The sequence below is a fragment of the Micromonospora sp. NBRC 110038 genome (genome assembly GCF_020884815.1).
GTDB classification, from domain to species: Bacteria; Actinomycetota; Actinomycetes; order Mycobacteriales; family Micromonosporaceae; genus Micromonospora; species Micromonospora haikouensis.
The window spans coordinates 1-25,951 of sequence record NZ_BBOL01000013.1 but is presented as its reverse complement, the minus strand read 5'-3'; the positions used below and the strand labels follow the sequence as shown (position 1 = coordinate 25,951).

24 protein-coding genes and 1 pseudogene are annotated in these 25,951 nt (G+C 76.0%); 10 read left to right on the top strand and 15 right to left on the bottom strand.

Annotated elements, in window-relative coordinates; translation table 11 throughout:
• Nucleotides 1-74 precede the first annotated feature (74 nt).
• Both LPU61_RS30265 and LPU61_RS30260 read right to left on the bottom strand, forming a co-directional pair.
• Entirely contained in the window at nt 75-1,124 is a 1,050-nt protein-coding gene (locus LPU61_RS30265; RefSeq protein ID WP_043968662.1) for a B12-binding domain-containing protein, read from the bottom strand.
• A 41-nt stretch (nt 1,125-1,165) separates the two neighbouring features.
• On the bottom strand, nt 1,166-2,905 hold the full coding sequence (locus LPU61_RS30260; protein WP_052503987.1) for a PP2C family protein-serine/threonine phosphatase: 1,740 nt from the start codon (nt 2,903-2,905) through the stop codon (nt 1,166-1,168).
• Between the two features lie 217 nt (nt 2,906-3,122).
• Here LPU61_RS30260 and LPU61_RS30255 point away from each other — a divergent pair, with 217 nt between their 5' ends.
• The 6 genes and pseudogenes from LPU61_RS30255 (at nt 3,123) to LPU61_RS30230 (ending at nt 8,143) form a co-directional block, all read left to right on the top strand.
• Nucleotides 3,123-3,530 carry an STAS domain-containing protein gene (locus LPU61_RS30255; RefSeq protein WP_229406853.1) on the top strand — a complete coding sequence of 136 codons (408 nt, stop codon included), beginning with the start codon at nt 3,123-3,125 and terminating at the stop codon, nt 3,528-3,530.
• A gap of 45 nt (nt 3,531-3,575) precedes the next feature.
• Complete coding sequence (locus LPU61_RS30250) at nt 3,576-3,929, top strand: STAS domain-containing protein (protein ID WP_229406852.1); 354 nt, start codon at nt 3,576-3,578, stop codon at nt 3,927-3,929.
• Nucleotides 3,930-4,096: 167 nt separating this feature from the next.
• Nucleotides 4,097-5,050 carry a class A beta-lactamase gene (gene bla / locus LPU61_RS30245; RefSeq protein ID WP_374199731.1) on the top strand — a complete coding sequence of 318 codons (954 nt, stop codon included), beginning with the start codon at nt 4,097-4,099 and terminating at the stop codon, nt 5,048-5,050.
• Between the two features lie 380 nt (nt 5,051-5,430).
• A pseudogene (locus LPU61_RS30240) lies at nt 5,431-6,105 on the top strand (DUF2267 domain-containing protein); the annotation flags it as partial.
• Nucleotides 6,106-6,190: 85 nt separating this feature from the next.
• Nucleotides 6,191-6,982 carry a spermidine synthase gene (locus LPU61_RS30235; RefSeq protein WP_229406851.1) on the top strand — a complete coding sequence of 264 codons (792 nt, stop codon included), beginning with the start codon at nt 6,191-6,193 and terminating at the stop codon, nt 6,980-6,982.
• A 126-nt stretch (nt 6,983-7,108) separates the two neighbouring features.
• Nucleotides 7,109-8,143, top strand: coding sequence for an AI-2E family transporter (locus LPU61_RS30230; protein WP_043969522.1), 1,035 nt, complete (start codon nt 7,109-7,111; stop codon nt 8,141-8,143).
• A gap of 36 nt (nt 8,144-8,179) precedes the next feature.
• On the opposite strand, the gene LPU61_RS30225 is transcribed toward LPU61_RS30230, so the two are convergent.
• On the bottom strand, nt 8,180-9,481 hold the full coding sequence (locus tag LPU61_RS30225) for an NAD(P)/FAD-dependent oxidoreductase (protein WP_043968653.1): 1,302 nt from the start codon (nt 9,479-9,481) through the stop codon (nt 8,180-8,182).
• A gap of 288 nt (nt 9,482-9,769) precedes the next feature.
• Complete coding sequence (locus tag LPU61_RS30220; RefSeq protein WP_229406850.1) at nt 9,770-11,434, bottom strand: L-lactate permease; 1,665 nt, start codon at nt 11,432-11,434, stop codon at nt 9,770-9,772.
• A 162-nt stretch (nt 11,435-11,596) separates the two neighbouring features.
• On the opposite strand from LPU61_RS30220, the gene LPU61_RS30215 reads away from it, so the two are divergent.
• The gene (locus LPU61_RS30215) at nt 11,597-12,919 is read left to right on the top strand and encodes an NAD(P)/FAD-dependent oxidoreductase (protein ID WP_229406849.1); all 1,323 of its coding nucleotides are present in this window, start codon (nt 11,597-11,599) and stop codon (nt 12,917-12,919) included.
• Nucleotides 12,920-12,938: 19 nt separating this feature from the next.
• On the opposite strand, the gene LPU61_RS30210 is transcribed toward LPU61_RS30215, so the two are convergent.
• The 7 genes from LPU61_RS30210 to LPU61_RS30180 all read right to left on the bottom strand — a co-directional run bounded on the left by LPU61_RS30210 (nt 12,939) and on the right by LPU61_RS30180 (nt 19,675).
• On the bottom strand, nt 12,939-14,138 hold the full coding sequence (locus LPU61_RS30210) for an alpha/beta hydrolase-fold protein (RefSeq protein WP_229406848.1): 1,200 nt from the start codon (nt 14,136-14,138) through the stop codon (nt 12,939-12,941).
• 260 nt (nt 14,139-14,398) lie between these two features.
• Nucleotides 14,399-15,664: a hypothetical protein gene (locus LPU61_RS30205; RefSeq protein WP_229406847.1), complete on the bottom strand. Its 1,266-nt coding sequence runs from the start codon at nt 15,662-15,664 to the stop codon at nt 14,399-14,401.
• The gene (locus tag LPU61_RS30200; protein ID WP_199486168.1) at nt 15,661-16,818 is read right to left on the bottom strand and encodes a ThiF family adenylyltransferase; all 1,158 of its coding nucleotides are present in this window, start codon (nt 16,816-16,818) and stop codon (nt 15,661-15,663) included. The genes LPU61_RS30205 and LPU61_RS30200 overlap by 4 nt, the downstream gene beginning before the upstream one ends.
• A gap of 135 nt (nt 16,819-16,953) precedes the next feature.
• Nucleotides 16,954-17,226, bottom strand: coding sequence for a DUF6510 family protein (locus LPU61_RS30195; RefSeq protein WP_043968643.1), 273 nt, complete (start codon nt 17,224-17,226; stop codon nt 16,954-16,956).
• Between the two features lie 19 nt (nt 17,227-17,245).
• On the bottom strand, nt 17,246-17,992 hold the full coding sequence (locus LPU61_RS30190; RefSeq protein ID WP_229406846.1) for a ferredoxin reductase: 747 nt from the start codon (nt 17,990-17,992) through the stop codon (nt 17,246-17,248).
• Complete coding sequence (locus tag LPU61_RS30185; RefSeq protein WP_199486167.1) at nt 17,989-18,579, bottom strand: sulfite oxidase-like oxidoreductase; 591 nt, start codon at nt 18,577-18,579, stop codon at nt 17,989-17,991. The genes LPU61_RS30190 and LPU61_RS30185 overlap by 4 nt, the downstream gene beginning before the upstream one ends.
• A gap of 76 nt (nt 18,580-18,655) precedes the next feature.
• On the bottom strand, nt 18,656-19,675 hold the full coding sequence (locus LPU61_RS30180) for a TerC/Alx family metal homeostasis membrane protein (protein WP_077939877.1): 1,020 nt from the start codon (nt 19,673-19,675) through the stop codon (nt 18,656-18,658).
• Nucleotides 19,676-19,935: 260 nt separating this feature from the next.
• On the opposite strand from LPU61_RS30180, the gene LPU61_RS30175 reads away from it, so the two are divergent.
• Nucleotides 19,936-21,135, top strand: coding sequence for a CaiB/BaiF CoA-transferase family protein (locus LPU61_RS30175; RefSeq protein ID WP_229406845.1), 1,200 nt, complete (start codon nt 19,936-19,938; stop codon nt 21,133-21,135).
• A 68-nt stretch (nt 21,136-21,203) separates the two neighbouring features.
• On the opposite strand, the gene LPU61_RS30170 is transcribed toward LPU61_RS30175, so the two are convergent.
• On the bottom strand, nt 21,204-21,617 hold the full coding sequence (locus LPU61_RS30170) for a DUF2267 domain-containing protein (RefSeq protein ID WP_043968634.1): 414 nt from the start codon (nt 21,615-21,617) through the stop codon (nt 21,204-21,206).
• Between the two features lie 186 nt (nt 21,618-21,803).
• On the opposite strand from LPU61_RS30170, the gene LPU61_RS30165 reads away from it, so the two are divergent.
• Nucleotides 21,804-22,073 carry a DUF2795 domain-containing protein gene (locus LPU61_RS30165; protein ID WP_043968632.1) on the top strand — a complete coding sequence of 90 codons (270 nt, stop codon included), beginning with the start codon at nt 21,804-21,806 and terminating at the stop codon, nt 22,071-22,073.
• 38 nt (nt 22,074-22,111) lie between these two features.
• Nucleotides 22,112-22,759, top strand: a complete 648-nt coding sequence (locus LPU61_RS30160) for a DUF1345 domain-containing protein (protein WP_043968630.1) — start codon at nt 22,112-22,114, stop codon at nt 22,757-22,759.
• Nucleotides 22,760-22,974: 215 nt separating this feature from the next.
• On the opposite strand, the gene LPU61_RS30155 is transcribed toward LPU61_RS30160, so the two are convergent.
• The 3 genes from LPU61_RS30155 to LPU61_RS30145 all read right to left on the bottom strand — a co-directional run bounded on the left by LPU61_RS30155 (nt 22,975) and on the right by LPU61_RS30145 (nt 25,545).
• Entirely contained in the window at nt 22,975-23,637 is a 663-nt protein-coding gene (locus LPU61_RS30155) for a hypothetical protein (protein ID WP_229406844.1), read from the bottom strand.
• A 66-nt stretch (nt 23,638-23,703) separates the two neighbouring features.
• A complete protein-coding gene (locus tag LPU61_RS30150; protein WP_229406843.1) occupies nt 23,704-24,675 on the bottom strand; it encodes a pirin family protein in 972 nt (323 codons plus the stop codon).
• 15 nt (nt 24,676-24,690) lie between these two features.
• Entirely contained in the window at nt 24,691-25,545 is an 855-nt protein-coding gene (locus tag LPU61_RS30145; RefSeq protein ID WP_229406842.1) for a hypothetical protein, read from the bottom strand.
• Nucleotides 25,546-25,951: the final 406 nt, after the last annotated feature.

The window sequence follows — 25,951 nt, the reverse complement described above, 5'->3', positions numbered from 1 at the left end:
TCGCTCCATCGCAGCCGAATGCTTGCAGTGCAGCAAGTATAAGCAGGGGGCCGCCGGAGGCCGGCACGCCACGGTCACCGCGCCGACGCGCCCGCCTGCTGGGCGAGCAGCGCCAGCCCACCGGCCAGGAAGCCCGCGGCGCGCGGGAAGTCCCGCAGCTCACCCGCGAAATGGTCGAGGGTGAGGGCGACCGCCGCGGCCGGCACCCCCCTGCTGACCAGGATGCCGGTCAGCCACTCGACGAACTCGGTGAACAGCGTGCCGTCGTCGACGAAGACGGCGGCGGCGAGGAAGTCGACGATGTGGCCGAGGTCGCTGACGGTCGAGTCGAGCTGGACCGCGTCGTACTCCCGCACGCCCGGCACCCGCGCGCGCAGATCGGCCAGGGCGCTGTCGATCAGCGCAGCCCGCCGCTTGACGAGGCTCGCGTACTCGTCGTCGGCGAGGTGGGCCAGGTCGACCGGGGGGACGCGGCGCAGGGCCCGCTCGTCGGCCACCAGGTCGGCCGCCGCCGGCGCGTCGGGCGCCCACGCCACCCCGAGGCGGCGGGCCCACCGCCCGTCCCGGCCGAAGCCGCGCCCGCCGACCACCACCGGCACGTCGGAGCGGCGGCACGCCTCGACCATGCGGTACGCGTGCGGCAGCCGCATCGGCAGCGCGCAGGCCAGCGCCACGGCGTGCGCGTCGTGCCGGTGCAGGTACGACACCAGGTGCGCCGCCGGGACGCTGGCCCCGAGGAACGTGACCTGCCAGCCGCGCAGCCGCAGCACCTCGGCGACCAGCCGGGGCGGCAGCGCGTGCCACTCGCCGTCCATGCACGCCACCACGATCCGCCCCCGGGTCGGACGGGGGTTGGCTCGGGCCGCGACGGCCGCCACCACCCGCTCGCTGATGTGGGTGGCCGCGTGCTCCTGGGCGACGCTCCACTCGTTGCTGGCCCACCGCTGGCCCACCTCGACCTGCGCGGGGGCCACCAGCTCCAGCAGCACCCGTTCGGCCGGCACCCCGGCGTCGACCAGCCCGAGGGCGGTCTCGATCGCCGCGTACTCGTCGGCGGACTCCAACGCCAGCAGGAAGCCGGGGCAGGCGTCGGCCGGCGAGCCGACGGCGGCGGGGACGGTCACGCGGCGGTCTCCTTCGGGCGGTGGGGCGGTCGGGCGGGCGGTCAGGGCAGCGTCGGCACCGCGTGCAGGTGCCGGGTCGGGCGGCTGTGCGGCCCGGTCGCCCGCAGCGCGAGCACCGCGATGTCGTCGTGGTCGCCGTGGGCCAGCCAGTCGCAGGTCACCTGCTCGATCCGTTCGGCCAGCGCCGGGGCCGGCATCCGGTGGCAGCCGCCGAGCGCGTGCAGCAGCCGGTCGACGCCGAACTGCTCGTCGCCGCGCCGGCCGCCCCGGGCCTCGGTCACCCCGTCGCTGTAGAGCAGGCACGTCTCGCCCGGTGCCAGCTCGACGGTCACCTCCCCGATGCGCGGGTCGGGCACCACGCCGATCAACATGCCGCTCAGGCCGACCGTCTCCACCTCGCCGGAGGAGCGCAGCACGAGCGGCGGCAGGTGGCCGCCACCGGACATGGTCAGGGTGAGGCCACCGTCGCGCCGGGGACGCACCACGCCGAGCACCATGGTGGCGAAGCGGCCCTGCCCGTGCGCCAGGGTGGTCTCCAGCAGCGCGTCGTTGAGCAGCCGCAGCAGCCGGCCGGGGTGCGACTCCACCCGGTGCAGCGCCTGCAGGCACTGGCGCAGCTGGCCGGTGAAGACGGCCGCCTCGACGCCCTTGCCGGCGACGTCGCCGAGGAAGAACACCGCGCCGCCGTCGGGCAGCCGGTGCGACCCGTAGAAGTCGCCGCCGATGCGCAGCCCCGCCTGCGCCGGCCGGTAGGCCGTGCCCCACTGCACGCCGGGCACCTCGGCCGGCTCCACCGGCAGCAGGCTGGCCTGGAGGGTGTCGGCGACCTCGGCCTGGTCGCGGTAGAGCACGGCCGTGGTCAGCGCCGCGCCGGCCCGGGCCGCGAACGCACGGAGCAGGTCGACGTCGGCCTCGTCGTAGTAGCGGGCCGAGCGCCGGGCGACGAGCAGCGCGCCCGCCGGCAGGTCCCGTCCGGGCAGCGGCACCACGCGGACGCTGACGTCGACGGCGTCCAGGCCGGGCAGCCAGCCCGCCTCGACCGCCTGCTCGACGAGCCAGTCCAGCGTGTGCGGCTCGGCGCCGGCGAGCCCCTCGTCGATGGCCGCCGGCAGGTCGACGGCGTTGAGCACGCCGCTGTCCACGCCCGGGGCCTCGTCGTCGGCCCGGGTGGCCCGCCACCAGCGGGCCCGGCCGGACCGGGGGGCGAGCACCAGCACGGCCACCTCGGCGAGGGTCGGCACGGCGAGCCGGACCACGGCGGCGGCCGCGCGGTCCGGGTGCAGCGGGTTGCCGAGCTTCTCCCCCACCACGGCCAGGAAGGCCGAACGGGCCCGCTCGGCCAGCAGCGCGTCGGCCCGGGTGACGCTCTCGGTGACGTCCTCGACGTAACGGCAGCTCCGGCCGGCGGACAGCGGCACCTCGCGGACGCGCAGCCGGCGGCCCCGGTGGCCGAACTCGCCCCCGGCCGGTGGCGTCCGCAGGCCCGCCACCCCGGACGCGGCGAGCAGCTCGCCGACGGCCACCTCGGGCAGCAGCCGCTCGGCGACCGGGCTCAGTTGGCGCACCACGCCGGCGGCGTCGCAGACGATCAGGCCCTCGCGGAAGTGCTCGACGACCTCCGCCCAGTCGGGCGCGGGCGGGCCCCGGTCGGGGGCCAGGGGTGGCAGCGCAGCGGGCGGACGCACCGGCACGTCGGCGGACCACGCCGGGGCCCGGGCGGCACTCGGCGTGGAGATCCGTCCGTCGCCCGGGTCCCAGTCCCTGACGTCGGCAGCAGTCACCAGCTGAGCCCCACTCCTTCTCGACAACCGCCCGACACCCGCGGGCCACCGGAAACGGCGTATGTGGTCCAATCTCCTCACCCCACCCTACGCCGGTCCGCCGGTACCGCCACCCCACGCTGCCCTGAGCTGCCGAATCGGTCTCGACGGGCGACATCCGCCGGGGATTGTTACGATCCGAGGCGAACCTGCCCGACCGGCAGCCCTGCGGAAAGGCGTGATCGTGGTACCCCACGGGAGGAAGCCCGAGGCGACGCCGCTGACCATGTCCGTCGATCTGACCGATCCCGGCGCGCCCCTCATCCGGGTCGGCGGTGACCTCGCCTTCACCACCGCCGCGCCGCTGCGGCACGAGGTGGACCGGCAGCTCGCCGAGCACCCGCCGGTGCTCGTGCTCGACTTCGCCGACCTGCAGTTCATCGACAGCACCGGGCTTTCGGTGATCGTGCACGCCTGGCGGGAGGGGCAGCAGAGCGGCACCACCCTCCGGCTGCGCTCGACGCCCCGGTTCCTGGACACCATCCTCGACATGACCGGCGTCACCGGGCTGCTCGCCCGCCCGCTGCCCGACGGCGAGCAGTCCGCCGGAGCGCCCGGTTCGCACCGGTCGGCGGCGTCCGCCTGAAGCCCCCGGCGTTTGTCGATCACCGAAGGCTGGGAACATGGAGGCATGCCAGCCCCGCTGTTGACCATCGAGGTGAGCCGGCCCGCCCCCGGGCGCGCCCGGCTTCGGCTGGCCGGCGAGCTGGACTACGACACCGCGCCGGAGCTGGTGGAAGCCGCCGACCGGTTGCGCCGGGACGGCTGCACCGAGCTGGAGATCGACCTCGGCGGGATCACCCTCTGCGACTCCTCCGGACTGAGCGCGCTCGTGGTGATCCACCGCAACGGCACCGGGCCGATCCGACTGACCGGGACGGGCGGGATGCTCCAGCAACTGCTCGACCGCACGGGCCTCGCCGAGGTGCTCGCCACCACCCACCACCCCGCAAACCCCGCCGCCACCACCACCGACACAGCCTGACCCCAGCCCCCCGCCCCGCCGCCGCCCGCCGCTTCGCCTCGGTGATCAAGAGGTTTGCGTCATCAAAAAGATCAACTTTGACGCTTTTCTCTTGATCACCGGGCCTAGGCGGGGGGTGGGGGTGGGGAGTGGGGAGTCGGTTTTGTCGGTGTATGGGAGGGAGTCGCGTGATCTGGATCCGTTGGAGGGTGTCCCTGGGGGCGGTGCTCGTGGTGGGTCTCGCGGCCGGATGCACGTCGGCCCCGGACACGGCCACGCCCGGTGCCGCCACGTCCGGGGCCACCTCCGCGCCTGGCGGCGCCGCGTCCGGGGCCACCGCCTCCCCGGTTCCCCCACCCGCCGAGCTGACCGCCCTGGAGCGGCGGTTCGACGCGCGGCTGGGCGTCTACGCGGTCGACACCGGCACCGGACGCACGCTCGCCCACCGGGCCGACGAGCGTTTCGCGTACGCCTCGACGATCAAGGCCCTCGCGGCCGGCGCGCTGCTCGCCGCGACGTCGGAGGCGGAGCTGGACCGCGTCGTCCGCTACGACCGCGCCGACCTCGTGTCCCACTCGCCGGTCACGCAGCGACACGTCGCGGACGGGATGACCCTGCGCGCGGTCGCCGACGCGGCCGTGCGCCACAGCGACAACACCGCCGCGAACCTGATGTTCACCGAACTCGGCGGCCCCGCCGGGCTCGGGCGGGCGCTGCGCGGCATCGGCGACACCGTCACCAATCCGGCGCGCACCGAGACGAGCCTCAACGAGGCCGCACCGGGCGACCTCCGCGACACCAGCACGCCCCGCGCCATGGCCGGCTCCCTGCGGGCGTACGCGCTCGGCGACGCCCTGTCCGCGGCCGACCGCGGCGTGCTGGTCGACTGGCTCCGGCGCAACACCACCGGGGCGACGCTGATCCGGGCCGGGGTGCCCGCCGGCTGGCAGGTCGGCGACAAGACCGGCGCGGGTGGATACGGCACCCGCAACGACATCGCCGTGCTGTGGCCGCCCGAGGGTGCCCCGATCGTGCTCGCCGTGCTGTCCCGCCGCGACGCGAAGGACGCGCAGCCCGACGACGCCCTGATCGCCGAGGCCGCCCGGGTGACGATCGACGCGCTGCGCGGCCCCGGCTCCTGACGCGGCGGCACGAGTACGGGGCCTGTGCCGACCCGCCCGGTGCTGCCCTGTGCTGTGCCGTGCCGTGCCGTGCTGTGCTGTGCGCCGATCTTGCACTTCGGGCCCCTACGATGGGCGTTTTCAGCCGCTTTTTCGGGGCCGCAACTGCAAGATCGCGGAAGTGGGTGAGCGGCGGGACGCGGAGCCTACGGCCGGCGAAAGCCGACAGCCCGGCCGCTCGTGGGTGGCGCCGGGTTCAGGTGCCCTCACCCGGGCCGGGTGAGCGACACCCGCGGGTCCGTGGCGGGGCTCCCGGGCCGTTTCGGGCCCGATCGGGCCGGGAACGCGACCGCCGAGACAGGAGACGGAGCCAGCGGACCGGAGAAGGAGCGAGGTGTGTCATGCGCAAGCAGATGGAGGGGGACAACCAGCGCCGCCGGGCACTCGCACGTCAGGCCCGGGAGCGCGGCCGCCAGGCCAGCGAGACCGGTGCGAGCCTGAGCGCCTCCAAGCAGCTCACCCACCTGGACCAGGGCAAGCGGGCCGGGCCGCCGCCGGCCGGGCGGCACAAGCCGGACAGCACCCGGGGTGGTCCCGCCCCGCCGCCCGCCGCGCCGCCGCCCACCACTGGGCCCCGGTCCGAGCGTGTCCCCGGCGCGACGCCGCGGTCCGAGCGCCGCCCCGGCGCGACGCGGGCGACGACCGGGATCGGCTACCGGGAACTGGTCGACGACGTGGGCCGGCGGGCCGGTGTCGACTTCGACACGGCGAAGGTCGCGGCCGAGGCGACGGTCCTCGCCCTGGCCTGGGCGCTGGACCAGGGGGCGCGGGAGCGGCTGCTCCAGGCGGTGCCCGTGAAGCTGCATGACGTGGTGCCCGTCGACGGCATCGAACGCCACCGGGACCTGCCGGGCTTCGTCGGCGAGGTGGCCCGGATCAGCGGGCGTACCCCGGAACAGGCCCGGCGGCAGGCGGAGGCGACGCTCGCCGCGCTGGCCGACCACGACGGCGACCTCGTCGCCGCGCTGCACGTACCAGACGGGCTGCGCGACCTGCTCGGCCCGGCGGCCGGCGGTTGAGCGCGCGGGCCGGCGGGCCGAGGCGCCCGCCGGCCCGGCCGGCGGCTACGGTGCCGGTGCGCCCGCCGGCTACGGTGCCGGGATGCACTCCGCCGCCGAGGGGCCGGAACTCGTGGCCGACCCGGCCCGCCGCACCGGGCGCACCCTGCTCGCCGGAGGCGTCGCCCAGTCCTACGTCGACGTCGCCGACCCCCGCCACCTGCACTTCGAGTACGTCCGCCGGATGGCCGCCGTGGTCGATCTCGCCGCGCCGCCCGGCGCGCCGGTCGCCGCGCTGCACCTCGGCGGGGGCGCGCTGACCCTGCCCCGCTACGTCGGGGCGACCCGGCCCGGCTCGGCCCAGCTGGTGGTGGAGCGCGATCCGGCCGTCGTCGACCTGGTCCGCCGGGAACTTCCCGCGCCACCGCCGGGGGTACGCATCGACGTCGCCGACGCCCGCGCGGCGGTGCGGGTGGCCCCGGCGCAGGCGTACGACCTGGTCCTCGCCGACGTCTACCGGGCCGCCCGGATGCCGGGGCACGTGGCGAGCGTCGAGTTCGCCGCCGAGGTGGCCCGGGTGCTGCGCCCCGACGGGATCCTCCTGGTCAACGTCACCGACCTGCCGCCGCTGGTGTTCACCCGCGCCCGGGTGGCCACCCTGCGGGCCGAGTTCGCCGACGTCTGCCTGCTCGCCGACCGGCGGATGCTGCGCGGGCGGCGCTACGGCAACCTGGTGCTCGCCGCAGCGCGCCGGCCGGGCCGGCTGCCGGTGGACCGGCTGGCGACGCGGGCGGCCCGCGACGCGGTGCCGGGGCAGGTGCTGCACGGCGCGGCCCTCGACGAGTTCGTCGGCGGGGCACGCCCGGGCACCGATGCGGCCCTCGGCGTCGGCTGACGCGGCATGGGAGCGCCCGCGGGCGGATGGGGTGGCGGGGCCGGCCCGGACGGGTGACCGCGGCACCGGGCGGGCCGGGGCGTCTCGTCGGGGTTTCCGCCGCGCCGGCCGGGGTAGCCGCGCCGGATGAGGAACGCCGAGGACCAGGCGACCGCCCGGCGGGCGGCCATCGTCATCGGCCTGGTGCTGGCGACCCTGGTCGTGCTGGCCCTGGCCTGGGCCACCCGGCGGGTGCTGACCTGGACGGTCGTCGCCGTCTTCTTCGCCGTCGCGCTGAAGCCGCCCGTCGACGCCCTGCAACGACGCCTCGTGCGGCGCCGCGCGGTGGCCACGCTGCTGGTCTTCCTCGCCGCGTTCGGCCTGCTCGCCGCGCTGGTGGCGGGGATCGTCCTGCCCCTGCTGGACGAACTGGGCCGCGCGGCCGACCGCGCCCCGGACGTGCTGCGGGAGACCCGGGCCGGCCGGGGGCCGTTCGGCGAGGCCCTCGAACGGCTGCGGCTACGGCAGTACGTGGTCGGCCACTCGGCGCAGGTGCAGCAGTACGGCAGCCGGCTGCGCGATCCGACGGTGGGGCTGGTCCGCAGCGTGCTGGAGACCCTCGCCGGGCTGGTCACCGTGGTCGTGCTGGCGTACCTGATGGTGCTGGAGGCCCCGAAGATCATCTCGGCGGGGCTGGGGCGGCTCGGCGACGGGCCGGCGCGGCGGGCGCGGCGGGTCGGTCAGGGCATCTCCCGGGTGGTCACCGGATACCTGAGCGGGAACCTGCTGATCAGCGTGATCTGCGGCGCGCTGACGTTCCTGGTGCTCGTCCTGACCGGGGTGCCGTTCGCCGGGGTGATCGCGCTGCTGGTGGCGATCGCCGACCTGGTGCCGCTGGTCGGGGCGACCATCGGCGCCATCCTCGCCGGCGGCGCCGGTTTCCTGCACTCCCCCACCGCCGGCATCGTGGTGCTGGTCTTCTTCGTGGTCTACCAGCAGGTGGAGAACCACCTGCTGCAACCGCTGATCATGTCCCGGGCGGTCCGGCTGAACCCGCTCACGGTCCTGGTCAGCGTGCTGTTCGCAGCCGAGCTGGCCGGGCTGGTCGGTGCGCTGCTGGCCATCCCCGTCGTCGGGGTGGGGCAGGTGCTGCTGCGCGAGCTCGCCCCGCGCCGGGGTTAGGCGGGCGCGGCGCGAACTCGCGCGGGCGGGAGCGCGTCAACGGGGGTAGGCCGGGACCTCCGGCGACGAACTCTCCAGCGGCACCGCGTTGGCCGGCACCAGGCCGAGCTGCATCGCCGGGCGGGGCAGGGCGGCGTCGAGCAGCCAGTCCGCCCCGACCCGGGCCCGGTTGCCCGGCATCGCCAGCAGGTGGTAGCCCCGGGTGACGGCCTTGGCCGGCAGGCCGGCCAGCGAGACCTTCAGCGGGTTCGCCGCCGCGTCCTTGCCGCCGAGGTCGACCACCCAGCCCAGGTCGTGGTGCTTGTACGGGCGGCGCCGGCCCTGCCCGTAGGAGGCGGCGATGTTGTGCGCCACGAGCTTGCCCTGCCGCTGGGCGTGCTGGGCCGTCATCGTGCAGATCTTGCCGGGTCGGGTCAGGTCGGGCACCGCCGCCGCATCCCCGCAGGCGTACACCTCGGGGAAGCCCGGCACGGTGAGGTACTCGTCCACGACGAGGCGGCCCTTCTCGGTGCGCAGGCCGAGCTCGGCGACGAACGGGTCGGGGCGCACGCCGACGCACCAGATGAGGCTGCACGTGGGCACGTACTCGCCGTCGGTGAGCATCACCCCGTCGGGGGTGGCCTCCGCCACGGAGGTGCCCATCCGTACGTCGACGCCGCGCCGCCGCAGCACCCGGTCGGCGGTGCGGGACATCCGCTCGTCCAGCTCCGGCAGCACCCGGGGGGCCACGTCGAGCAGCATCCAGCGGGGGCGGACGTCGAGGTGCGGGCGCTGGGCGACCAGGCGGTCGGTGAACAGCTGCCCGTGGGCGGCGACCTCCGTGCCGGTGTAGCCGGCGCCGACGACCACGAAGGTGGTGTGGGCCCGCTGCTCGGCCGGGTCGTCGGTCAGCTCCGCCAGCTCGACCTGGCGTACCACGTGGTCGTGCAGGTAGAGCGCCTCGGGCAGGCCGCGGAACCCGTGGGCGTACTCGGTCACGCCGGGGATGGGCAGCAGCTTGTTGACGCTGCCGACGGCGAGCACCAGCCGGTCGTAGGCGAGCCGGCCGCCGTCGCCCTCCGGCATCCGGTAGCCGACCCAACGGTTCTGCAGGTCGACCCGGTCGGCCTCGCCGACGACCACCCGCACGCCGTCGAGGGTGCCGCTGAGCGGCACGCTGAGCCGCCCGGGTTCGACCACGCCGGCGGCCACCTCGGGCAGCAGCGGCAGGTAGAGGAAGTAGTCGGTCGAGTTCAGCAGCACGATCTCGGCCTTGTTGCGGGCGGTCCGGCTCAACGTCTTCGCCGCGTGGTAACCGGCGAACCCGGCCCCCACGATCACCACACGAGGTTTCGTCATGACGGGTGCCGTTCCCGCCCTCGCCGGGGACAAACGTGGCAGAGCGTACGGGCTCACCCGTCGCGCTTTGGCGGCCGCGACCCGCCGGAACGTGCTTCACGCGATCGGGGGGGTGCGCGAATCGGTGCATACACCACGTAAAACACCATTCGTTACCTGATCGCCGCCGACCGGCGTCGCGTCCGCCGCTGACCGCCGCCGAGACCGGCCCGGGGCGCGGCGACGCCCCGGGCCGGCACCCGACAACCAACCCCGACGGGGTACGCCGCCGCGGGCGGTGGGGCCGGGCTAGGGCACCATCCAGGACAGCAGCGGCGTGGCCTGCAGCCCCACCAGCAGGCACATCAGGGCGAGCAGCAGCACGCTCCAGCCGAACATCCGCCGGAACAGGTCGCCCTCCCGGCCGGTGAGGCCGACGGCCGCGGCGGCGATGGTGAGGTTCTGCAGGCTGATCATCTTGCCCAGCGTGCCGCCCGAGGCGTTGGCGGCGGCGAGCAGGACCGGGTCGAGGCCGGCCCGCTGCGCCGCCGCGACCTGCAGCGCGCCGAACAGCGAGTTCGACGACGTGTCCGAGCCGGTCAGGGCGACCCCGAGCCAGCCGAGGACGGGCGCCAGGACGGCGAACAGGGTGCCCGCGCCGGCCATCCAGACGCCGAGGGTGGCGATCTGCCCGGACGCGTTCATCGTGAACGACAGCGCCAACAGCCCGACCACCGTCAGCACGGCCCACCGCAGCTCGTACAGGGTGCGCCCGTAGAGCCGCCCGGCCTCGCGCGGGGACACCCGCAGCAGCGCCATCGTGACCAGGCCGGCCACCAGCAGCAGCGAGCCCGGCGCGGCGAGCCAGGCGAAGCGGAAGGTCGACAGGGGCGACGGGGTGCCGGCGGCGGTGAGCACGTGCAGGCCGGGCCAGGAGACCGCGAGCGTGCCGGCGTCCAGCAGGCGCTTGACGGCCGGCACCTGGGAGACGGCGAAGACGGCCACGATGGTCACGTACGGCGCGTACGCCAGCCACGCCCGGCCCGGCGGCGGCGTGACGCCCTGCGGCGACCCGGCGGGCCCCGGTCCGCCCGCCGGCGACGCGGCGGACCCCGACGACGCGGCGGGCTCCGGCGGGCCGTCGCCGGCCGGTACGGGCACCGGCCGGCGCGCCCGGCGGGTGACGAGCAGCAGGACGCCCGCCCCCGCGAAGGCGGCCGCGATGTCGGCGAGCGCGGCCGTCAGGAAGTTCGCGGTGGCGAACTGGGCCAGCGCGAACGCGGCGCCGCAGGCCAGCGCCGGACGCCACAGCTCCCGCACGCCCCGGCGGCCGTCGACGACGACGAGCAGCACGAGCGGGACGACGACCGCCACCACGGGGACCTGCCGGCCGGCCATCATGCCCAGCTCCGTGGCGGGCAGCCCGGTCACCCCGGCCAGCGTGGTGATCGGCAGCCCGAGCGGGCCGAACGCGGCCGGCACCGTGTTGGCGACCAGCGCCACGGTGGCCGCCCGGACCGGGGTGAACCCGAGGGCCAGCAGCATGACCGTGGTGACGGCCACCGGCGTGCCCTGGCCGGCCAGCGCCTCCAGCAGCGACCCGAAGCAGAACGCGATCACCATGGCCTGGACACGGCGGTCGTCGCTGATCCGGGCGAAGCCGCGCCGCAGCGTGTCGAAGTGTCCCGTGTGCACGGTCATCCGGTAGATCCAGATTGCCGTGCCGAACGTCCACACGAGAGGGAAGAGTGCGAACGTCGCGCCCTGGCCGGCGGCCAGCAGCGTCTGCGCCAGCGGCATCCGCCACAGCGCCCAGGCCAGCACGACCGCCACGGTCAGCGCGCCGAACGCCGCCACCCAGGCCCGCGCGCGCACGACGCCGAGCAGGAGGAAGAGGGTCAGCAGGGGCAGCGCGGCGCAGGCGGCGCTCAGCGCCAGCGACCCGGCCACCGGTTGCAGGGGCTGCTGATACATCGAGACCACCTCGGGTGCGACGCCCCCCGGTCCCGGCGGCGTGGAGTAGGGCTCATCCCACCCAAGACCCCCGCGCGACGCTTCTTCGAGGTTGCCCTGCCGCCGGGCCGGTTGCGCAACCTCGGAGAGGACGACCCGCCCCGGGCCGCCTACCGTCGCAGCATGAGCCGAGCGGGCAACGCCGTGGTGCTGGGCGCCAGCATGGCCGGGCTGATCGCCGCCCGGGTGCTCAGCGAGGCGTACGACAGCGTCACTCTCGTCGACCGCGACGCGCTGCCCGACGCGGTCGCGCACCGGCGCGGGGTGCCCCAGTCGCGGCAGCTGCACGTGCTGCTGGCCCGGGGCCGGGCGGCGCTCGACGAGCTGTTCGACGGCCTCAGCGACGAGCTGCACGCCGCCGGTGCGCCCCTGGTCGACCTCAACGGGCAGGTGCACTGGTGCAACGACGGCTACCTGATGCGCCGGTCCGCGTCCGACCTGGTCGGGGTGGGCGTGAGCCGCCCCCTGCTGGAGCGCACGGTGCGGGCCCGGGTGGAGAGGCTGGCCAACGTCCGCTTCCGCCCGCCGGCGGAGGCGACCGCCCTGTGCGGCTCCGACGACCGTCGCCGGGTCACCGGGGTCCTGCTGACGCCGCGCGGCGGGGCGGCGTACCGGCTCGACGCCGACCTGGTGGTCGACGCCTGCGGCCGGGCGTCGCGCAGCCCCACCTGGCTGGCCGCGCTCGGCTACCCGGCCCCGGCCGAGCAGCGGGTCGCCGTCGACGTCACCTACGTCACCCGCACCTACGAGCGGGACCACCGCCACCTCGACGGCCTGCTCGGCGCGTTGACCAACGCCGTACCGGGACGCCCGCGCACCGGGATCGTCGCCGCGCAGGAGGACGGCCGCTTCGCGGTGGCGCTGAGCGGCGTGCTCGGCGAGCAGCCGCCCCTGGACGACGAGGGCTACGCCCGGTTCGCCGAGTCGTTGGGCCAGCCGCTGATCAGCCAGGTGGTGCGCGAGGCCACCCCGGTGGGCGGGCCGGCGCTGATGCGCTACCCGGCGAGCGTGCGGCGGCGCTACGAGCGGCTGCGCCGTTTCCCCGACGGGTACCTGGTGTTCGGCGACGCGCTGTGCAGCTTCAACCCCGTCTACGGTCAGGGCATGACGGTCGCGGCCGGCGAGGGGCTGCTGCTGCGGCGGCTGCTGGCCGGCGACCGGCGTCGGTTGTGGCGGCGGTTCTTCCGCGGCGCCGGCCGGCTGATCGACGGGCCGTGGTCCATCGCGGTCGGCACGGACCTGCGGTTCCCCGAAGTGGCCGGGCCCCGCACGCCGCGGGTCCGGCTCGTCAACGCGTACGTGCACCGGCTGCACGCGGCGGCGCGCACCGACGCGGTCCTGGGCACCGCGTTCCTGCGGGTGCTCAACCTCGTCGACCCGCCGCACCGGCTGCTGCGGCCGGCGATCGTCGCCCGGGTGCTGCGGGGTGGCGCCCGGGCCGGGTGAGCGTCAGGCCGGCTGGGCGTCAGGGCCCGCCGAGGACGGCGAGCAGCCCCTCGGCGAAGGTGCGCCGCCAGTTGACGTAGTCGTGCCCGCCCCGGTATTCGGCGTAGGTCACCTGGTGGCCGCGCGCGACCAGCAGGTCCCGGAACCGGCGGTTGACGGAGAGCTGGTCGACCTGCCCGGGGCGGGGCCAGGTGTTCTCCCGGTCCCCCACGTCCAGGTAGAACCGCACGGGGGCGGCGGGCCAGCCGGCGTACGCGCGGGTCAGCCACTCCCGCTCGTCGGGCTGCGGCGACGCCGGCCACCAGAAGCTGCCGGACTGAGCGATCACCGCGCCGAACGCCCCGGGGGCGGCCAGCGCCACGTACGCGGCGGCGAGCCCGCCCAGCGACGAGCCCGCGATGACCCGCCGGGCGGGGTCGTCGGTGACCGCCCAGCGCCGCCGGGCCCAGGGCAGCAGCTCCCGGGTGACGAACGCGCGCAGCGCGGCCGACGGGCGCAGCTCGGCCATCCGGCGCGCCCCGCTGGGGGCCGAGACGAACAGCGCCAGGGTCGGCGGGATCCGCCCGGCGGCGATGAGGTTGTCCAGCGTCGCGGGCACCCGCAGCAGCGCCCGGGACAGGTAGCCGTCGAAGACCACCAGCAGGGGCAGCGGCCCGGCGGCCGGGACCGCCGGCCGGTAGACCGCGACGCGTCGCCGGCCGCCCCACGCGGCGGTGCGCACGCCCGTGCTCAGCACGGTGCCCCGGGGCACGCCGGGGTGGTGCCGGATCCACGGCTCGTCGGGGGCCTTCGGCAGCTCCAGCAGGGACGCCCACAGCTCCCGGTCGTTGGGGTCGGCGGGGTCGGCGGGCAACCGGAACGGGTGGTGGTTGAGCACGTCGAGGTGGGTGGGGCCCCGGCCGGTGGGGTCGGTCGGCAGCTCCGGCGAGCCGTGCCGCAGGAAGTAGATGGTGCGCAGGTCGACCGGCAGCCGCTGGGATCCGTGCCACAGGTCGGTGCCCGGGACGCGGCGCAGCGTCAGGTCGATGCCCCAGCCGGTGGTGGTCTGGGCCGCCTCGCCCCGCCACAGGAAGGTCACCAGGGCGCTGTCGCCGTCGACCCGCTCGATCAGGGGCGTGCCCCGGGCGGCGACCTCCCGCCAGAAGTCGGCGAGCACCGGCGCGCCGCCGGCGCGCAGGTCGTGCAGCAGGCGGGCGATGCGGGGGCTGGTCTCCGGCACGGCTGGTCCCTGTCTGTCTGGTCGATCGGGTCGGAGGGGCGGGTGGTGGCTCAGGGCGTCGGCTCGGGTCGGGGGGCCGGTAGCGGGGGCGGGGGCGGGCGCGGCGGCGGGGCGGCCGACGGCAGCCGTCGCCGCCGCGCCGCCGACACCGGCACGCCGACGGCGCGCCGGCGGGGCCCCGGCTCAGTTGCCGCTGGGGTTGCTCGCACTGGTCGTCTCCACCTTGTCCAGCTTCCGGATGACGATCTGCTCCACGTCTCTCACCTCCCTCCCGTCGACTCGTGACCGGCCATCCCCGCCACCGCCTGCGGCCCGGCCCGGCGGGCGCGGCGACGGGCGCGCAGCCGCCGCCCGTGCCGCCGCCACCACGCCCAGCCCCACACCGCCCAGGAGCCGCCGAACACGGCGGCGGTGACGGCGGCGTCGAACCGGTCGACCGGGTCGCCGCCCGGGCGCAGGCCGCCGGCGGCGTCGACGAGCAGCGCGAGGGTGAACGGCACGGTGACGGTGGCGGCCACGGCGAGGCACGCGGCGGTGCCGACGACCAGCAGCAGCGCGTACCAGCGGACGGCCCGGCGTTCCCGGGCGGGCAGCGCCAGGCTCGGGTCGGCGCCGGGCCGGCGGGCCGCCCGCCGCAGCCACCACCGGGCGTACGCGGCGCCGTCGGCGTAGAGGTTGCGCGCGCCCGCCACGTCCTGCAGGACGAAGTAGACGTCGGTGCGCATGAAGACGAGGAACTGCACCGGCAGCGGCAGCACGGCGAGCAACAGCACCACGGCGGCGGCCCGGTCGACCGGGGTGCCCGGCGCGGCGGCGGCCCGGACGAGCACGGCCACGGACGCGACGACGACGTTGACCACCATGCCGGCGAGGTAGACGGTGAGCCGGGCCGACCGGGGCGCGGCCCAGATGCCGCTCACGTCGGTCTGGGCGACCAGGAACTGCAGCCGGGTGCCCAGCCCCAGCCGGCCCGGCACCCCGTGGGCCCGCGCGGTCAGCAGGTGCGCCAGCTCGTGCAGCAGGACGATCGACCAGGCGACGGCCGCGTTGCCGGCCAGCACGAGGCTGGCGTGCGGGCTCCAGAGCAGGTCGCGGTGGCTCGGCAGGACGCCGGGGGCGAGCAGCGCCGTCACCGCGGCGGCCCCGGTCACCGCCAGCACCGCGACGGCGACGGGGCGGGCGACGAGCCACCGCACGTGCCGCGGGCGCAGCCGGGGCAGGGTCGGCGCGGGCACCGGCGCGCCGGGCACCGGCCGGCCGTCGACGGCGGCGACGAAGCCCAGCCCGACCAGGTCGCGGACGAAACCGGCGACGTCGATCTCGCGCCCCCGCTCGGCGCGCAGCCGCCGGTGGGTCTCGTCGATGCTGTGCCCCGCCCCGAGCAGCCGCAGGGCGGCCGCCGCGATCTCCGGCACGGCGACGAAGTCACCGGTGTCGACCCGCCCGACGATCCAGTCGTCGCCGTCGGGGCGGCTGCGCAGCTCGTGCAGCAGGACCCGGCAGGAGCCGGCCACCTCGACGCTCACCGGCGCTGCGCCCGGCCGGTGGCGACCACCGCGTCGACCTGCTCGCCGCCGCAGCCGGCCGGGCAGCGCGGGTGCGGCGGGTGGGCGATGAGGAAGTGCTGGTCGGCGGCGACCAGGTTGATCCCCTGGAGCTGGCCGGGGCGCACGGCCGGCACGCCGGTGAGCAGCGCCGACGCCAGGTGGGCGGCGAGGTGACCGGAGAGCCCGGCGGAGGCGGCGCTGACGGCGCTGCTGCTCTCCCGCTCCACCGTGTACTCGGCGGCCGGGTCGTCGCGGCGGCGCTTGTCGTGCTCGGCCAGCCAGAAGCACTCGTAGCAGGGCCCGAGCCCGGGCAGGTAGGCCGCCGCCGTCACCACCGGCCCGTGGTAGCCGGCGTCGACCCACGGGGTGCCGGTGTCCAGGCAGACCCGGTTGGCCCAGGCCCGGATGGCGCCCGGCCGGTCGGCGCAGAGCACCAGCACGTCGCGGTCGGCGACCAGCCGCCGCAGGTCGGCCGGCCCGCGCACCTCCGCCCGCTCGCCGGTGACCTCGATGTCGGAGTTGAGCCGGCGCAGCCGGGCGACGGCGGCGTCCACCTTGGGCCGGCCGATGTCGTCCTCGACGTACACGGTCTGTCGGTTGAGGTTGGACAGCTCGACCACGTCGGGGTCGACGCAGTGCAGCCGCCCCACGCCGCTCGCGGCGAGGGCGAGCGCGACGGCCCCGCCGGTGCCGCCCAGCCCGACGACGACCGCCCGGGCCCGCTTCAGGGCGACCTGCGGCTCCCAGGAGGTGGCGCGCGGGACCAGGTCGATCCACCGGTGGAAGCGGCGGCTGCGGTCGTAGCGTTCCCGGTCCCGGTCGGTGAGCTCCGGCGGGTCGGGGGCCGCCGCGTCGTCGAGGTAGCCGGCGGCGGCGAACTGGTCCAGCGCGGCGCGCACCGCCCGCGCCGTCTCGGTGGGGTGCGCGGCGAGGACCCGGGCGACGATCTCCTCGGCGCTGCGGGTGCCGTCGGCGGCGCGCAGCGTCGTCCAGATCGCGCCGGTGGTGTCGAGCACCTCGGCGGCGATGCCGTAGACCGAGCCACCGATGCGGACCCGCCCGCCGGGCAGCCGGTGCAGACCGTGCTCGGGTTTCACCTGCGGATACCACCCGGACGTGATGAGTGAAGCCATCGATCCTCGCCCCCGTACGGCAGATCGCTGTCTTGGCGATCAGCGTGGCGGACGGCGACGGCGAATGCAACACCCTGTGCCCGAATGGCTACCGGGCGGTAGAACCGCGCTGCCCACGGGCCGGCGCGGGTCTGGCTAGGCCGGCGGCAGCGGCACCTGGAGGAAGGTGGTCCCGCGCAGGTCCAGCCAGGCCCGATCGGGCCCGCGCACCAGGCGCAGCATCACCTCGGCGCAGGCCGGGCAGCGGGCCACCAGGCCGGGCGCGTGGGAGTAGACCCGCAGGCCCGCCATCGGGCCGGTCGCGCCGCACGACGCGCAGCGCCCGGTGGCCCCGCTGACGTCCACCGCGAAGACCTCCCGCAGCGGGCCGTCGAGCATGTTGCCGTCCAGGTAGGACATGTCGGTCATGGGGTCTCCTCGTCGGCGGTCAGCCGGTGGGGCCGAAGCGTTCGGTGCGGACGCGGCGCGGCGGGTGGCCCAGCCCCACCAGCAGGTCCGCCACCGTCTCCACGAAACCGGTCGGGCCGCAGACGTAGCACAGCGGCTCCAGCTCGGCCGGCCAGCCGTGGGTGTTCACGTCGGCCAGCCCGATGCGGTGCGGCTCGCCCCGCCAGCCGTCCGGGGCGGCGCGGGTGTAGACGTACGCCACGTCGAGGCCCCGGTCGTCGCGGGCCCGGCGGCGCAGCTCGTCGGCGTAGATCACGTCGGCCTGCGTGCGCGCTGAGTAGATCAGCCGGAACGGGGCCCGGCTGCCGGCGGCGCGGCGCGCGCGGACCATCGCCATCAGCGGCACCACGCCCGAGCCGCCGGCGACCAGCAGCACCGGCGCCGTCTCCGTCGGCCGCCACACGAACCACCCGCCGACCGGGCCGCGCACCTCCACCGGGTCGCCGGTCGCCCAGGTGTCGATGAGGTACGGCGAGACCTCCCCGTCGGGCACGCGCTGCACGGTCAGCGCGACGCGGTCGCCCTCGGCGGGCCCGGCGAGGGAGTACGACCGGGCGGCCTGGTAGCCGTCGGGGGCGGTGAGCCGGACGTCGACGTGCTGGCCGGGCAGGTGGCCGGGCCAGCCGGGGACGTCGAGCACGAGGGTCTGCGCGGTCGGCGTCTCGGTGCGGCGTTCGACGAGCCGGGCCACCCGCCAGCCCAGCGGGGCGGCCAGCGGGGCGCTCAATCGCCGGCGTAGCGCTGCTCGCGCCACGGGTCGCCGTAGTCGTGGTAGCCGGCGGTCTCCCAGAAGCCGGGGGTGTCGGTGACGCCGAGCCGGATGCCGCGCACCCATTTCGCGGACTTCCACAGGTAGAGGTGGGGCACCAGCAGCCGGGCCGGTCCGCCGTGCTCGGCGGGCAGGTCCCGGCCGTCGTAGCCGTGCACCACCCAGGCGCGTCCGCCGCGCAGGTCGGCCAGCGGCAGGTTCGTGGTGTACCCGCCGTAGGAGTGGACCAGCGCGTACGCCGCGTCGGTGTCGACGCCGTCGAGCAGCACGTCGAGCGAGACGCCCTGCCAGGTGGTGCCGAGCTTGGACCAGCGGGTCACGCAGTGGATGTCGACCGTCGGGGTCTCCTGCGGCAGGGCGGTGAACTCGGCCCACGTCCAGCGGTGTTCCGCGCCGGTCTCGGTGGTGACGACGAGCTCCCAGGCGTCCGGCCGCACCCGCGGCGTCGGGCCGGCGGAGAGCACCGGGAAGTCCTCGGTGAGGTATTGCCCGGGCGGCAGGGCCGGCCCCGCGGAGCGGCGCCGGCCCTGGAAGCCTGGTGACACGATTCCCACCCGTCAGTCGTACCACCTGTGGGAGTACGGCGGTACCGTTCGCCCGGACCGACGTGCGCCCGCGCGGTCAGTGCCGGTCGGCGACGACCTCCTTGTCGCCCGGCGAGGCGTGGCGGGTGGCCCGGAGGCTGGTGAGCGTGACGACGACCAGCACGCCGATGATCACGCCGAGCGAGGCCAGGGTCGGGATCTCCGGCACGCCGGACCAGATGCCGTGCGCCCAGTGCAGGCCGAGCTTGACGCCGATGAAGGCGAGGATGATCGCCAGGCCGTAGCTGAGGTGCACGAGCCGGCTGAGCGCGGCGTGCAGCACGAAGTAGAGCGCCCGCAGCCCGAGCAGTGCGAAGGCGTTGGTGGCGAAGACCAGGTACGGGTCCTCGGTGATGCCGTAGACGGCCGGCACCGAGTCGACGGCGAAGACCACGTCGGTGGCGAGGACCGCAACCACCACGAGCGCGAGGGGGGTGAGCGCCCGGCGGCCGTTCAGCCGGACGGTCATCTTCGTGCCCTGGTATTCGTCGACGACCGGCATGAACCTGCGCAGCAGCTTCACCGACCGCATCTTGTTGATGTCCACCTCCTGCTCGTGGCCGGAGAGGGCGTCGCGGAGCAGCTTGACGGCGGTGGCGATCAGGATGATGGCGAAGAGCAGGAAGGCGAAGTCCAGGGTCTGCAGCGCCGCCGCGCCGAGGGCGATGAAGACGGCACGCAGCACCAGCGCCCCGGCGATGCCGTAGAGCAGCACGCGCTGGGCGAGCACGGCCGGCACGGCGAACGCGGCCAGCAGCAGCATGAAGACGAAGAGGTTGTCGACCGAGAGCGACTTCTCCACCAGGTAACCGGTGAGGTATTCCACGCCCTGCTGGGAGCCGTAGCGCGACCAGATCCACGCGCCGAAGGCGAGCGGGAGGGCGACGTAGAACGCCGACCAGCCGAGCGCCTCCCTGATCGACACCTCGTGCGGACGGCGGGTGACGAGGAAGTCCAGCACGAGCAGCGCGAGCACCCCGGCGATGGTCACCGCCCAGAGGGTGGGGGTGCCGATCGAGGACAGCGCGCCGGCAGCAAGAAGGGATGATTCGGTCATATGGGTCTCCTCGAACACCGTGTCATGTTCGAGGTCTCCTTCACCCACGATTCCGTGGGCAACCACCCGAGGCGCGCCCGGGGCACGCCGTACTGACCGGAATGGTTCGTGGGAAGTACTCCCCTCGTGGGACCAAGGTTAGGCCAGTCCCGGGCGACTCGCCAAGCCGACACCGACCTGTCACCAGGGGTGATGCCCTGGTGGCTGTGGCGGTCCGTGCGGCCTGTCCCGGGACGCCCGCGCGCGCCTATGGTGTCCGGGTGAGCGAGCGCGCGCACCACCCCGACGCGGACCCGGCGGCCGGCGGCCCGGTCGGCCCCCTCACCGGGGTACGCGTGATCGAACTGGCCGGCATCGGGCCCGGCCCGTTCGCCGCGATGATGCTGGCCGACCTGGGCGCCGACGTGATCCGGGTGGACCGGGCCACCGACGTCGACCCGGCCGCCTTCGGCACCCCGCACCCGGACCTGCTCAACCGGGGCCGCCGCTCCATCGCCGTGGACCTCAAGTCGGCCGGGGGCCGGGAGGCGGTGCGGGCCCTGGCCGGCGGCGCGGACGCGCTGATCGAGGGTTTCCGCCCCGGGGTGACCGAACGCCTGGGCCTCGGCCCCGCCGACTGCCTCGCGGCCAACCCCTGCCTGGTGTACGGGCGGATGACCGGCTGGGGGCAGGACGGCCCGCTGGCCCCGTACGCCGGGCACGACATCGACTACCTGGCGCTGACCGGGGCGCTGCACGGCGTCGGCCGGGCCGGGGAGCGCCCGGTGCCGCCGATGAACCTGCTCGGCGACTTCGGCGGCGGCGGGATGATGCTGGCCCTGGGCGTCGTCGCCGCCCTGTACGCCGTCCGCGCCGGCGCGCCGGGCCAGGTCGTCGACGCGGCCATCGTGGACGGCGTCTCGGTGCTCACCACGATGATCCACTCGCTGCGCGGGGTCGGCAGGTGGCAGGACCCGCGCGGGGTGAACCTGCTCGACGGCGGCGCGCCGTTCTACGACACGTACGAGTGCGCCGACGGCCGGCACCTCGCGGTCGGCGCCCTGGAGCCCCGCTTCTACGACGAGCTGGTGCGCCGCACCGGGTTCCCGCTGCCCGGCGACGACGCGCCGGAGCGCACCGACCCGGCGAACTGGCCGGCCCTGCGGGCCGCGTGGGCGCGGCTGTTCCGCACCCGCACCCGCGACGAGTGGACGGCCCTGCTCGGCGACTCGGACGCCTGCGTCGCGCCGGTGCTCGACTGGCGGGAGGCCCCGCGGCATCCGCACCTGACGGCCCGGCGGGTGTTCGTGGAGCACGCCGGTGCGACCCAGCCGGCCCCGGCGCCCCGGTTCTCCGGCACGCCGACGGCCCTGCGCCGGCCGCCCCCGCACCCCGGCGAGCACACCGACGAGATCCTGGCGGAGGCCGGCTTCGCCGCCGACCGGATCGCCGCCCTGCGCGCCGCCGGCGCGGTCGCCTGAGGTGCAAGGAAGGGCCCCCGTCAACGGATTCTGTTGTGCAGGGGTCCTTTCCTCACCACGCCGGTCGGTCAGGGCCGGCGCGGGACGGCCGCGCCCGGGGCGAGCGCCGGCTCCACCATGTCCCGGTAGTCGCGCGGCATCTGCACCACGATGTCGTCGAACTCCCCACCGGTCACCGCCTCGCGCAGCGTGGTGAACACCGCCCGGACGGCCTCCCGGGCGGCCCGCTCGTCGAGCCCGGCCCGCTGGCCGACCCGGGCGACGAACTCGGCCGCGCCGAACCGGTCGGCGGCCTCGGTGTCCGGGCTGGGCCGCAGGACCAGCTGCAACGGCTTCGGCAGCTGCGCCGCGAGGTCGAGCACCTCGCCGCCGGTCAACCGCTCGGCGAGCGTCTCCAGCGTGGCCCGGGTCAGCTCGACGGCCCGCTCGCCGGGGACCCGCGCCCGCAGGGCCACCTGGTCGACGAAGGTGTCGTAGTTCATGACGGCGCTCCTTCCGCTGCCTCGGGCCGGTCGCGCCCGCAGGAGGGGGTCGCGTACCCGCCGGACGGGGGTGGAAACGGCGGCCGGGCGGGGACGATCGCAGGCCCCCGCGCGGGCGTGGGCGGCCGCACGGTGGGTAACCGCCGCCGGTCGGGAACCCCGATCGCGGCGACGAGGAGCGCACCCATGGCGAGCTACGACGACGTCCTGCAGTACCTGTCCAGCCTCGACTACCCGGCGGACAAGGCCGACGTGGTCCGCGAGGCGGAACGGGAGGGCGCCCCGCCGGACGTGCTGCGCGCCCTGCGGGCCCTGCCCCCCGTGGACTACGCCAACGGCACCGAGGTGGCCCGGTCCGCCGGCATCGAGGCCGCCCCCGAGGCCGGCCCGGCGCGGCGGGCGGCGCAGGCCCGGGAGCCGCACACCCGGGTCTCGCAGCACCTGCGGCGCATCTGACCGCCCGCCGGCGGCGCGGGCGAGTGGGTACGCGGCCGGTGCGGCGCGCGGACGGCCACCTCCCGGCGGCGGCACAGCTGCTCGTGATGGCGCTGGTCGGGCTGCTGGCCGGCGGCCTGTTCGCGCTCGTCGGCTCGCCGCGGCTCGGCCCGCTCGTCGGCTGGGACGCGGCGACGCTGAGCTGGCTGGTGCTGGTGTGGCGCACGCTGTGGCCGCTGGACGGCGAGGGCACCGCCCGGCTCGCCGGCCGGGAGGACCCGAGCCGCGCCGTGCGCGACGTGCTGCTGCTGGTCGCCTGCCTCGCCAGCCTGCTGGCGGTGGCGGTCGTGCTGCTGTACGCGCACAGCGCCCCGCCGGGGCCCCGCCGCGACGCGTACGGCGGGCTGGGCGTGGTGAGCGTGCTGCTGTCCTGGCTGGTGGTGCACACCGTCCACACCGCCCGGTACGCGCGGATCTACTACACGGGGCCCGACGGCGGGGTGGTGTTCCACCAGCGGGAGCGCCCCCGCTACTCGGACTTCGCCTACCTGGCGTTCACCGTGGGGATGACCTTCCAGGTCTCCGACACGAACCTGACCAGCAACGAGATGCGCACCACCGTGCTGCGGCACTCGCTGCTGTCGTACCTGTTCGGGGCGGTGATCATCGCCGCGACGGTGAACCTGGTGGCGGGGCTGGCCAGGTGACCAGGCTGGCCCGACAGACGGGCGCCCCGGGCCGCGAACCGCGACCCGGGGCGCCACGCAGAACCTGTGCCCCGGCGGTGAACGCGGCCCGAACCGGACCGCACCGCCGGGCGGCCACTCCCACCCGATGAGGGCGGGAGTCAACTGCCGAGATCATCCTACCGGCACCATCGTCCGAACGGTCAGTTCTCGGGAAAACTGTGGGCCAGCGCACCTCAGGTGAGCTCGGCGTACCGCTGCTCCAGGTCCACCCGGGCGAGCGCGCCGACCAGCCAGGCGAGCCGCTCCGACTCGCCGCCGCCCGCCAGGACCGCCAGGTCGGCCGCCGACCCGCCCAGCCCCAGCCGGCGGGCCGCCGCCAGCGCCCGCCGGTCCGCCACCGGGGCCACCTCCCGCCACAACGCCTGCGCCTCGCGCAGGAACAACGCCACCGCCTCGCCGTCGACGCCCGGCAACCCGGCCAGCAGCGTCCGCTCGACGGCCGGGTCGTGGTGGGCCGCCCCACGCAGCCGGCGCAGGTCGCCCCGGTAGCGCTCCACGACCGTACGGGCGAGGTCGCCGAGACCGTCGGCGAGCGCGTCGACGTCGCCGCGCACCCCGGCCCCGCGCAACACGCGCACCCGGTCGGCGTGCAGCGACCGGGCCAGCCGGGCGGCGCTGTCCCAACCGGAGTCACGCAGCGCCGCCGCGGCGGCCACGGCGCACCGGAAGTCACCCCGGCGGGCCAGCAGGACCGACAGGGTGAGCAACTGGAACAGGCTGGACGGGTTGTTGGTGACCCGGAAGCCGTACTGCTCGGCGAAACCGCGCCCGTCGCCCGCCAGGCGGCGTACCAGGCGCTTCTTGTCCTCGATGCTGGAGATCGCGGTGGTCGGCATGCCCGCGACTACCCGCGTCGCCGCCGGCCACGCCTGGCGGCCGGCGGTGGGGTGGGCGGCACCGGCTCAGCGCAGGATCTCGCCGTGCCGGGTGCGGGCCAGCAGCCGGGTGGTCGGCAGGGCGGGCGCCGGCAGCGGCGGGGCCGCGTCGTCCGCCACCACCCCGAAGCGGCGGCCCGCCGTCCAGTCCTCGCGCGCCGCGGCGATCTCCTCGTGCGACCGGCCGACGAAGTTCCACCACATCACCAGCGGCTCCTCGAACGGCTCCCCGCCGAGCAGGAGCAGGCGGCTGCCCGGGGCGGCGGCCAGGGTCAGGCTCTCCCGTCCCAGGCCGAGATAGAGCAGCGCGCCCGGCTCCACCGACACGTCACCCACCTCGGCGGCACCGGACATCGCCAGCAGCCCGTACTCGAAGTCGCGGCGCAGCGGCAGCCGGGCCGGCGCCGCGCCCCGGGCGGTGAGCTGCGCGCCGAGCAGTGGGGTGTGCACGACGGCCGGGGAACGCTCCCCGCCCAGCTCGCCTACCAGCAGCGTGACGTCGGTGTCCCCGTCGCGCCACACCGGCAGGTCCTCGTGGTGGGCGAAGCCCGGCCCACCGGCCCGCGCCGGGTCCGGCAGGGCCACCCACAGCTGCACCCCGTGCATCACCGGCGGATGCTGCGCCGGCGACCGCTCCGAGTGCGCGATGCCGTGGCCGGAGGTCATCACGTTGAGCTGCCCCGGGCGGATCGGCTGCACGTTGCCGAGGCTGTCCCGATGCACGATCTCCCCGTCGAGCAGCCAGGTCACCGTCTGCAGGCCGGTGTGCGGGTGGGGCGGCACCTCCATGCCGGGCCGCTGCGCGACGTCGTCCGGGCCGAAGTGGTCGACGAAGCACCAGGCCCCGACCATCCGCCGCTGGCGCTGCGGCAGCAGCCGACGCACCGTCGTGTAGCGGCCGAGCGGCACGTCGTGGCCCGGCAGCAGCACGCTGACCGGGTCGGCGGGCGCCACGCCCGGCGGGCGGGTCTGCGCCGGCAGAGATTCCGTACGATCCACCGCCCGACTGTACGCTCAGGCCCCCTCGACGGTCACCGTGTTGGCCCCGGCCACCATGTCGACGTACACCCGGTCGGCCCGGCGGTCCCAGTCCGGCGAGCTGATCACCGCGCCGGCCGCCACCCCCTGACGGTGCCGGTCGTAGACGGTGACCGCGCCCGCGCCGGCACCCGAACGGACCCGCGTCGGCAGCGCCCCGGGCACCCGGACCACCAGCTGGTTGATCCCGCCGGTCAGCCGCACCGTCAGCGTGCCGACGACCCGGGGCAGGCGCAGGTCGACGCGGGTGGCCCCGGCGGCCAGCTCCAGCCCGGCGAGCCGACCCCGGGTCAGGTCCAGCACCTGCTCGGTCACCCCGCCGGCCAGCCGCAGCCGCCAGGTCACCCGGGAGTTCAACACGACCTCCGCGACGGCCGGGCCGCGCCGCCCGCTCGGCGCCATCCGCAGCCGCAGCCGGTCGCCGACGAGCTCCGGCCGGGGATCCACCCCACCGTCGGCGGGGCTGGCGATCCGGTACAGGTCCTCGCCGAGGTCATCGATCCGCAGGTCGAACGTGGTCAGTCCGTCGACCAGCTCGAAACTAGCCCGGGTCCGCCCGGCCAGGGGCGCGGTGAGCACCCGGCCGTCCGCCGACGCTCCCCCGCCGCCGGGCTCGGCCGCCAGCGGCACCGTCGACCCGACGTCCGGCCGGCCCCCGGAGAACGCCACCCCCAGACGGTCCGGGTTGGCCAGGGTCACCGCCACCGCGCCCGCGCCCAACGCCAGCACCACGACCGCGGCGGCCACCATGAGGCGTACGCCGCGCGGCCAGGCCGGGGCGGGCGGCTCCGGGACAGGGTCCCCGGTCACCTCGACGACCGGTGCGGGCACCGGAGGAGCGACCCCCGGGCGGCGGTACGCGTCATGCTCCGAACCCGGCATGTGCTCCCCTTTCGCGGTCCCCGCCAGGCAGTACGTACCCGACCCGGGTTCGGATCAGTCCGCCCCTCGGCTTGCAGGGAAGGGCACCTTGTCAACGCTTTCTGTAGAGGAAGGGCCCCTTGTTGACACCCCGCTGGGCGGGGCCGCCGGGGGCCGGGGACGCCACCGGCCGGGCCCCTGTTGTCGGGGCCCGGCCGGTGGCGCTATGCGATAGGTCAGCTGTTGTTCCAGTGCTGGGTGACGAGGTCGGCGGCCTGCTGCTCCCACTGCGCGTAGGCGTCGGGGTAGGCGGAGACCTGGACGGTCTGGGCGGCGTCGGTCAGGGGCATGTCGTGCCAGCCGTCGACCTGTCGCA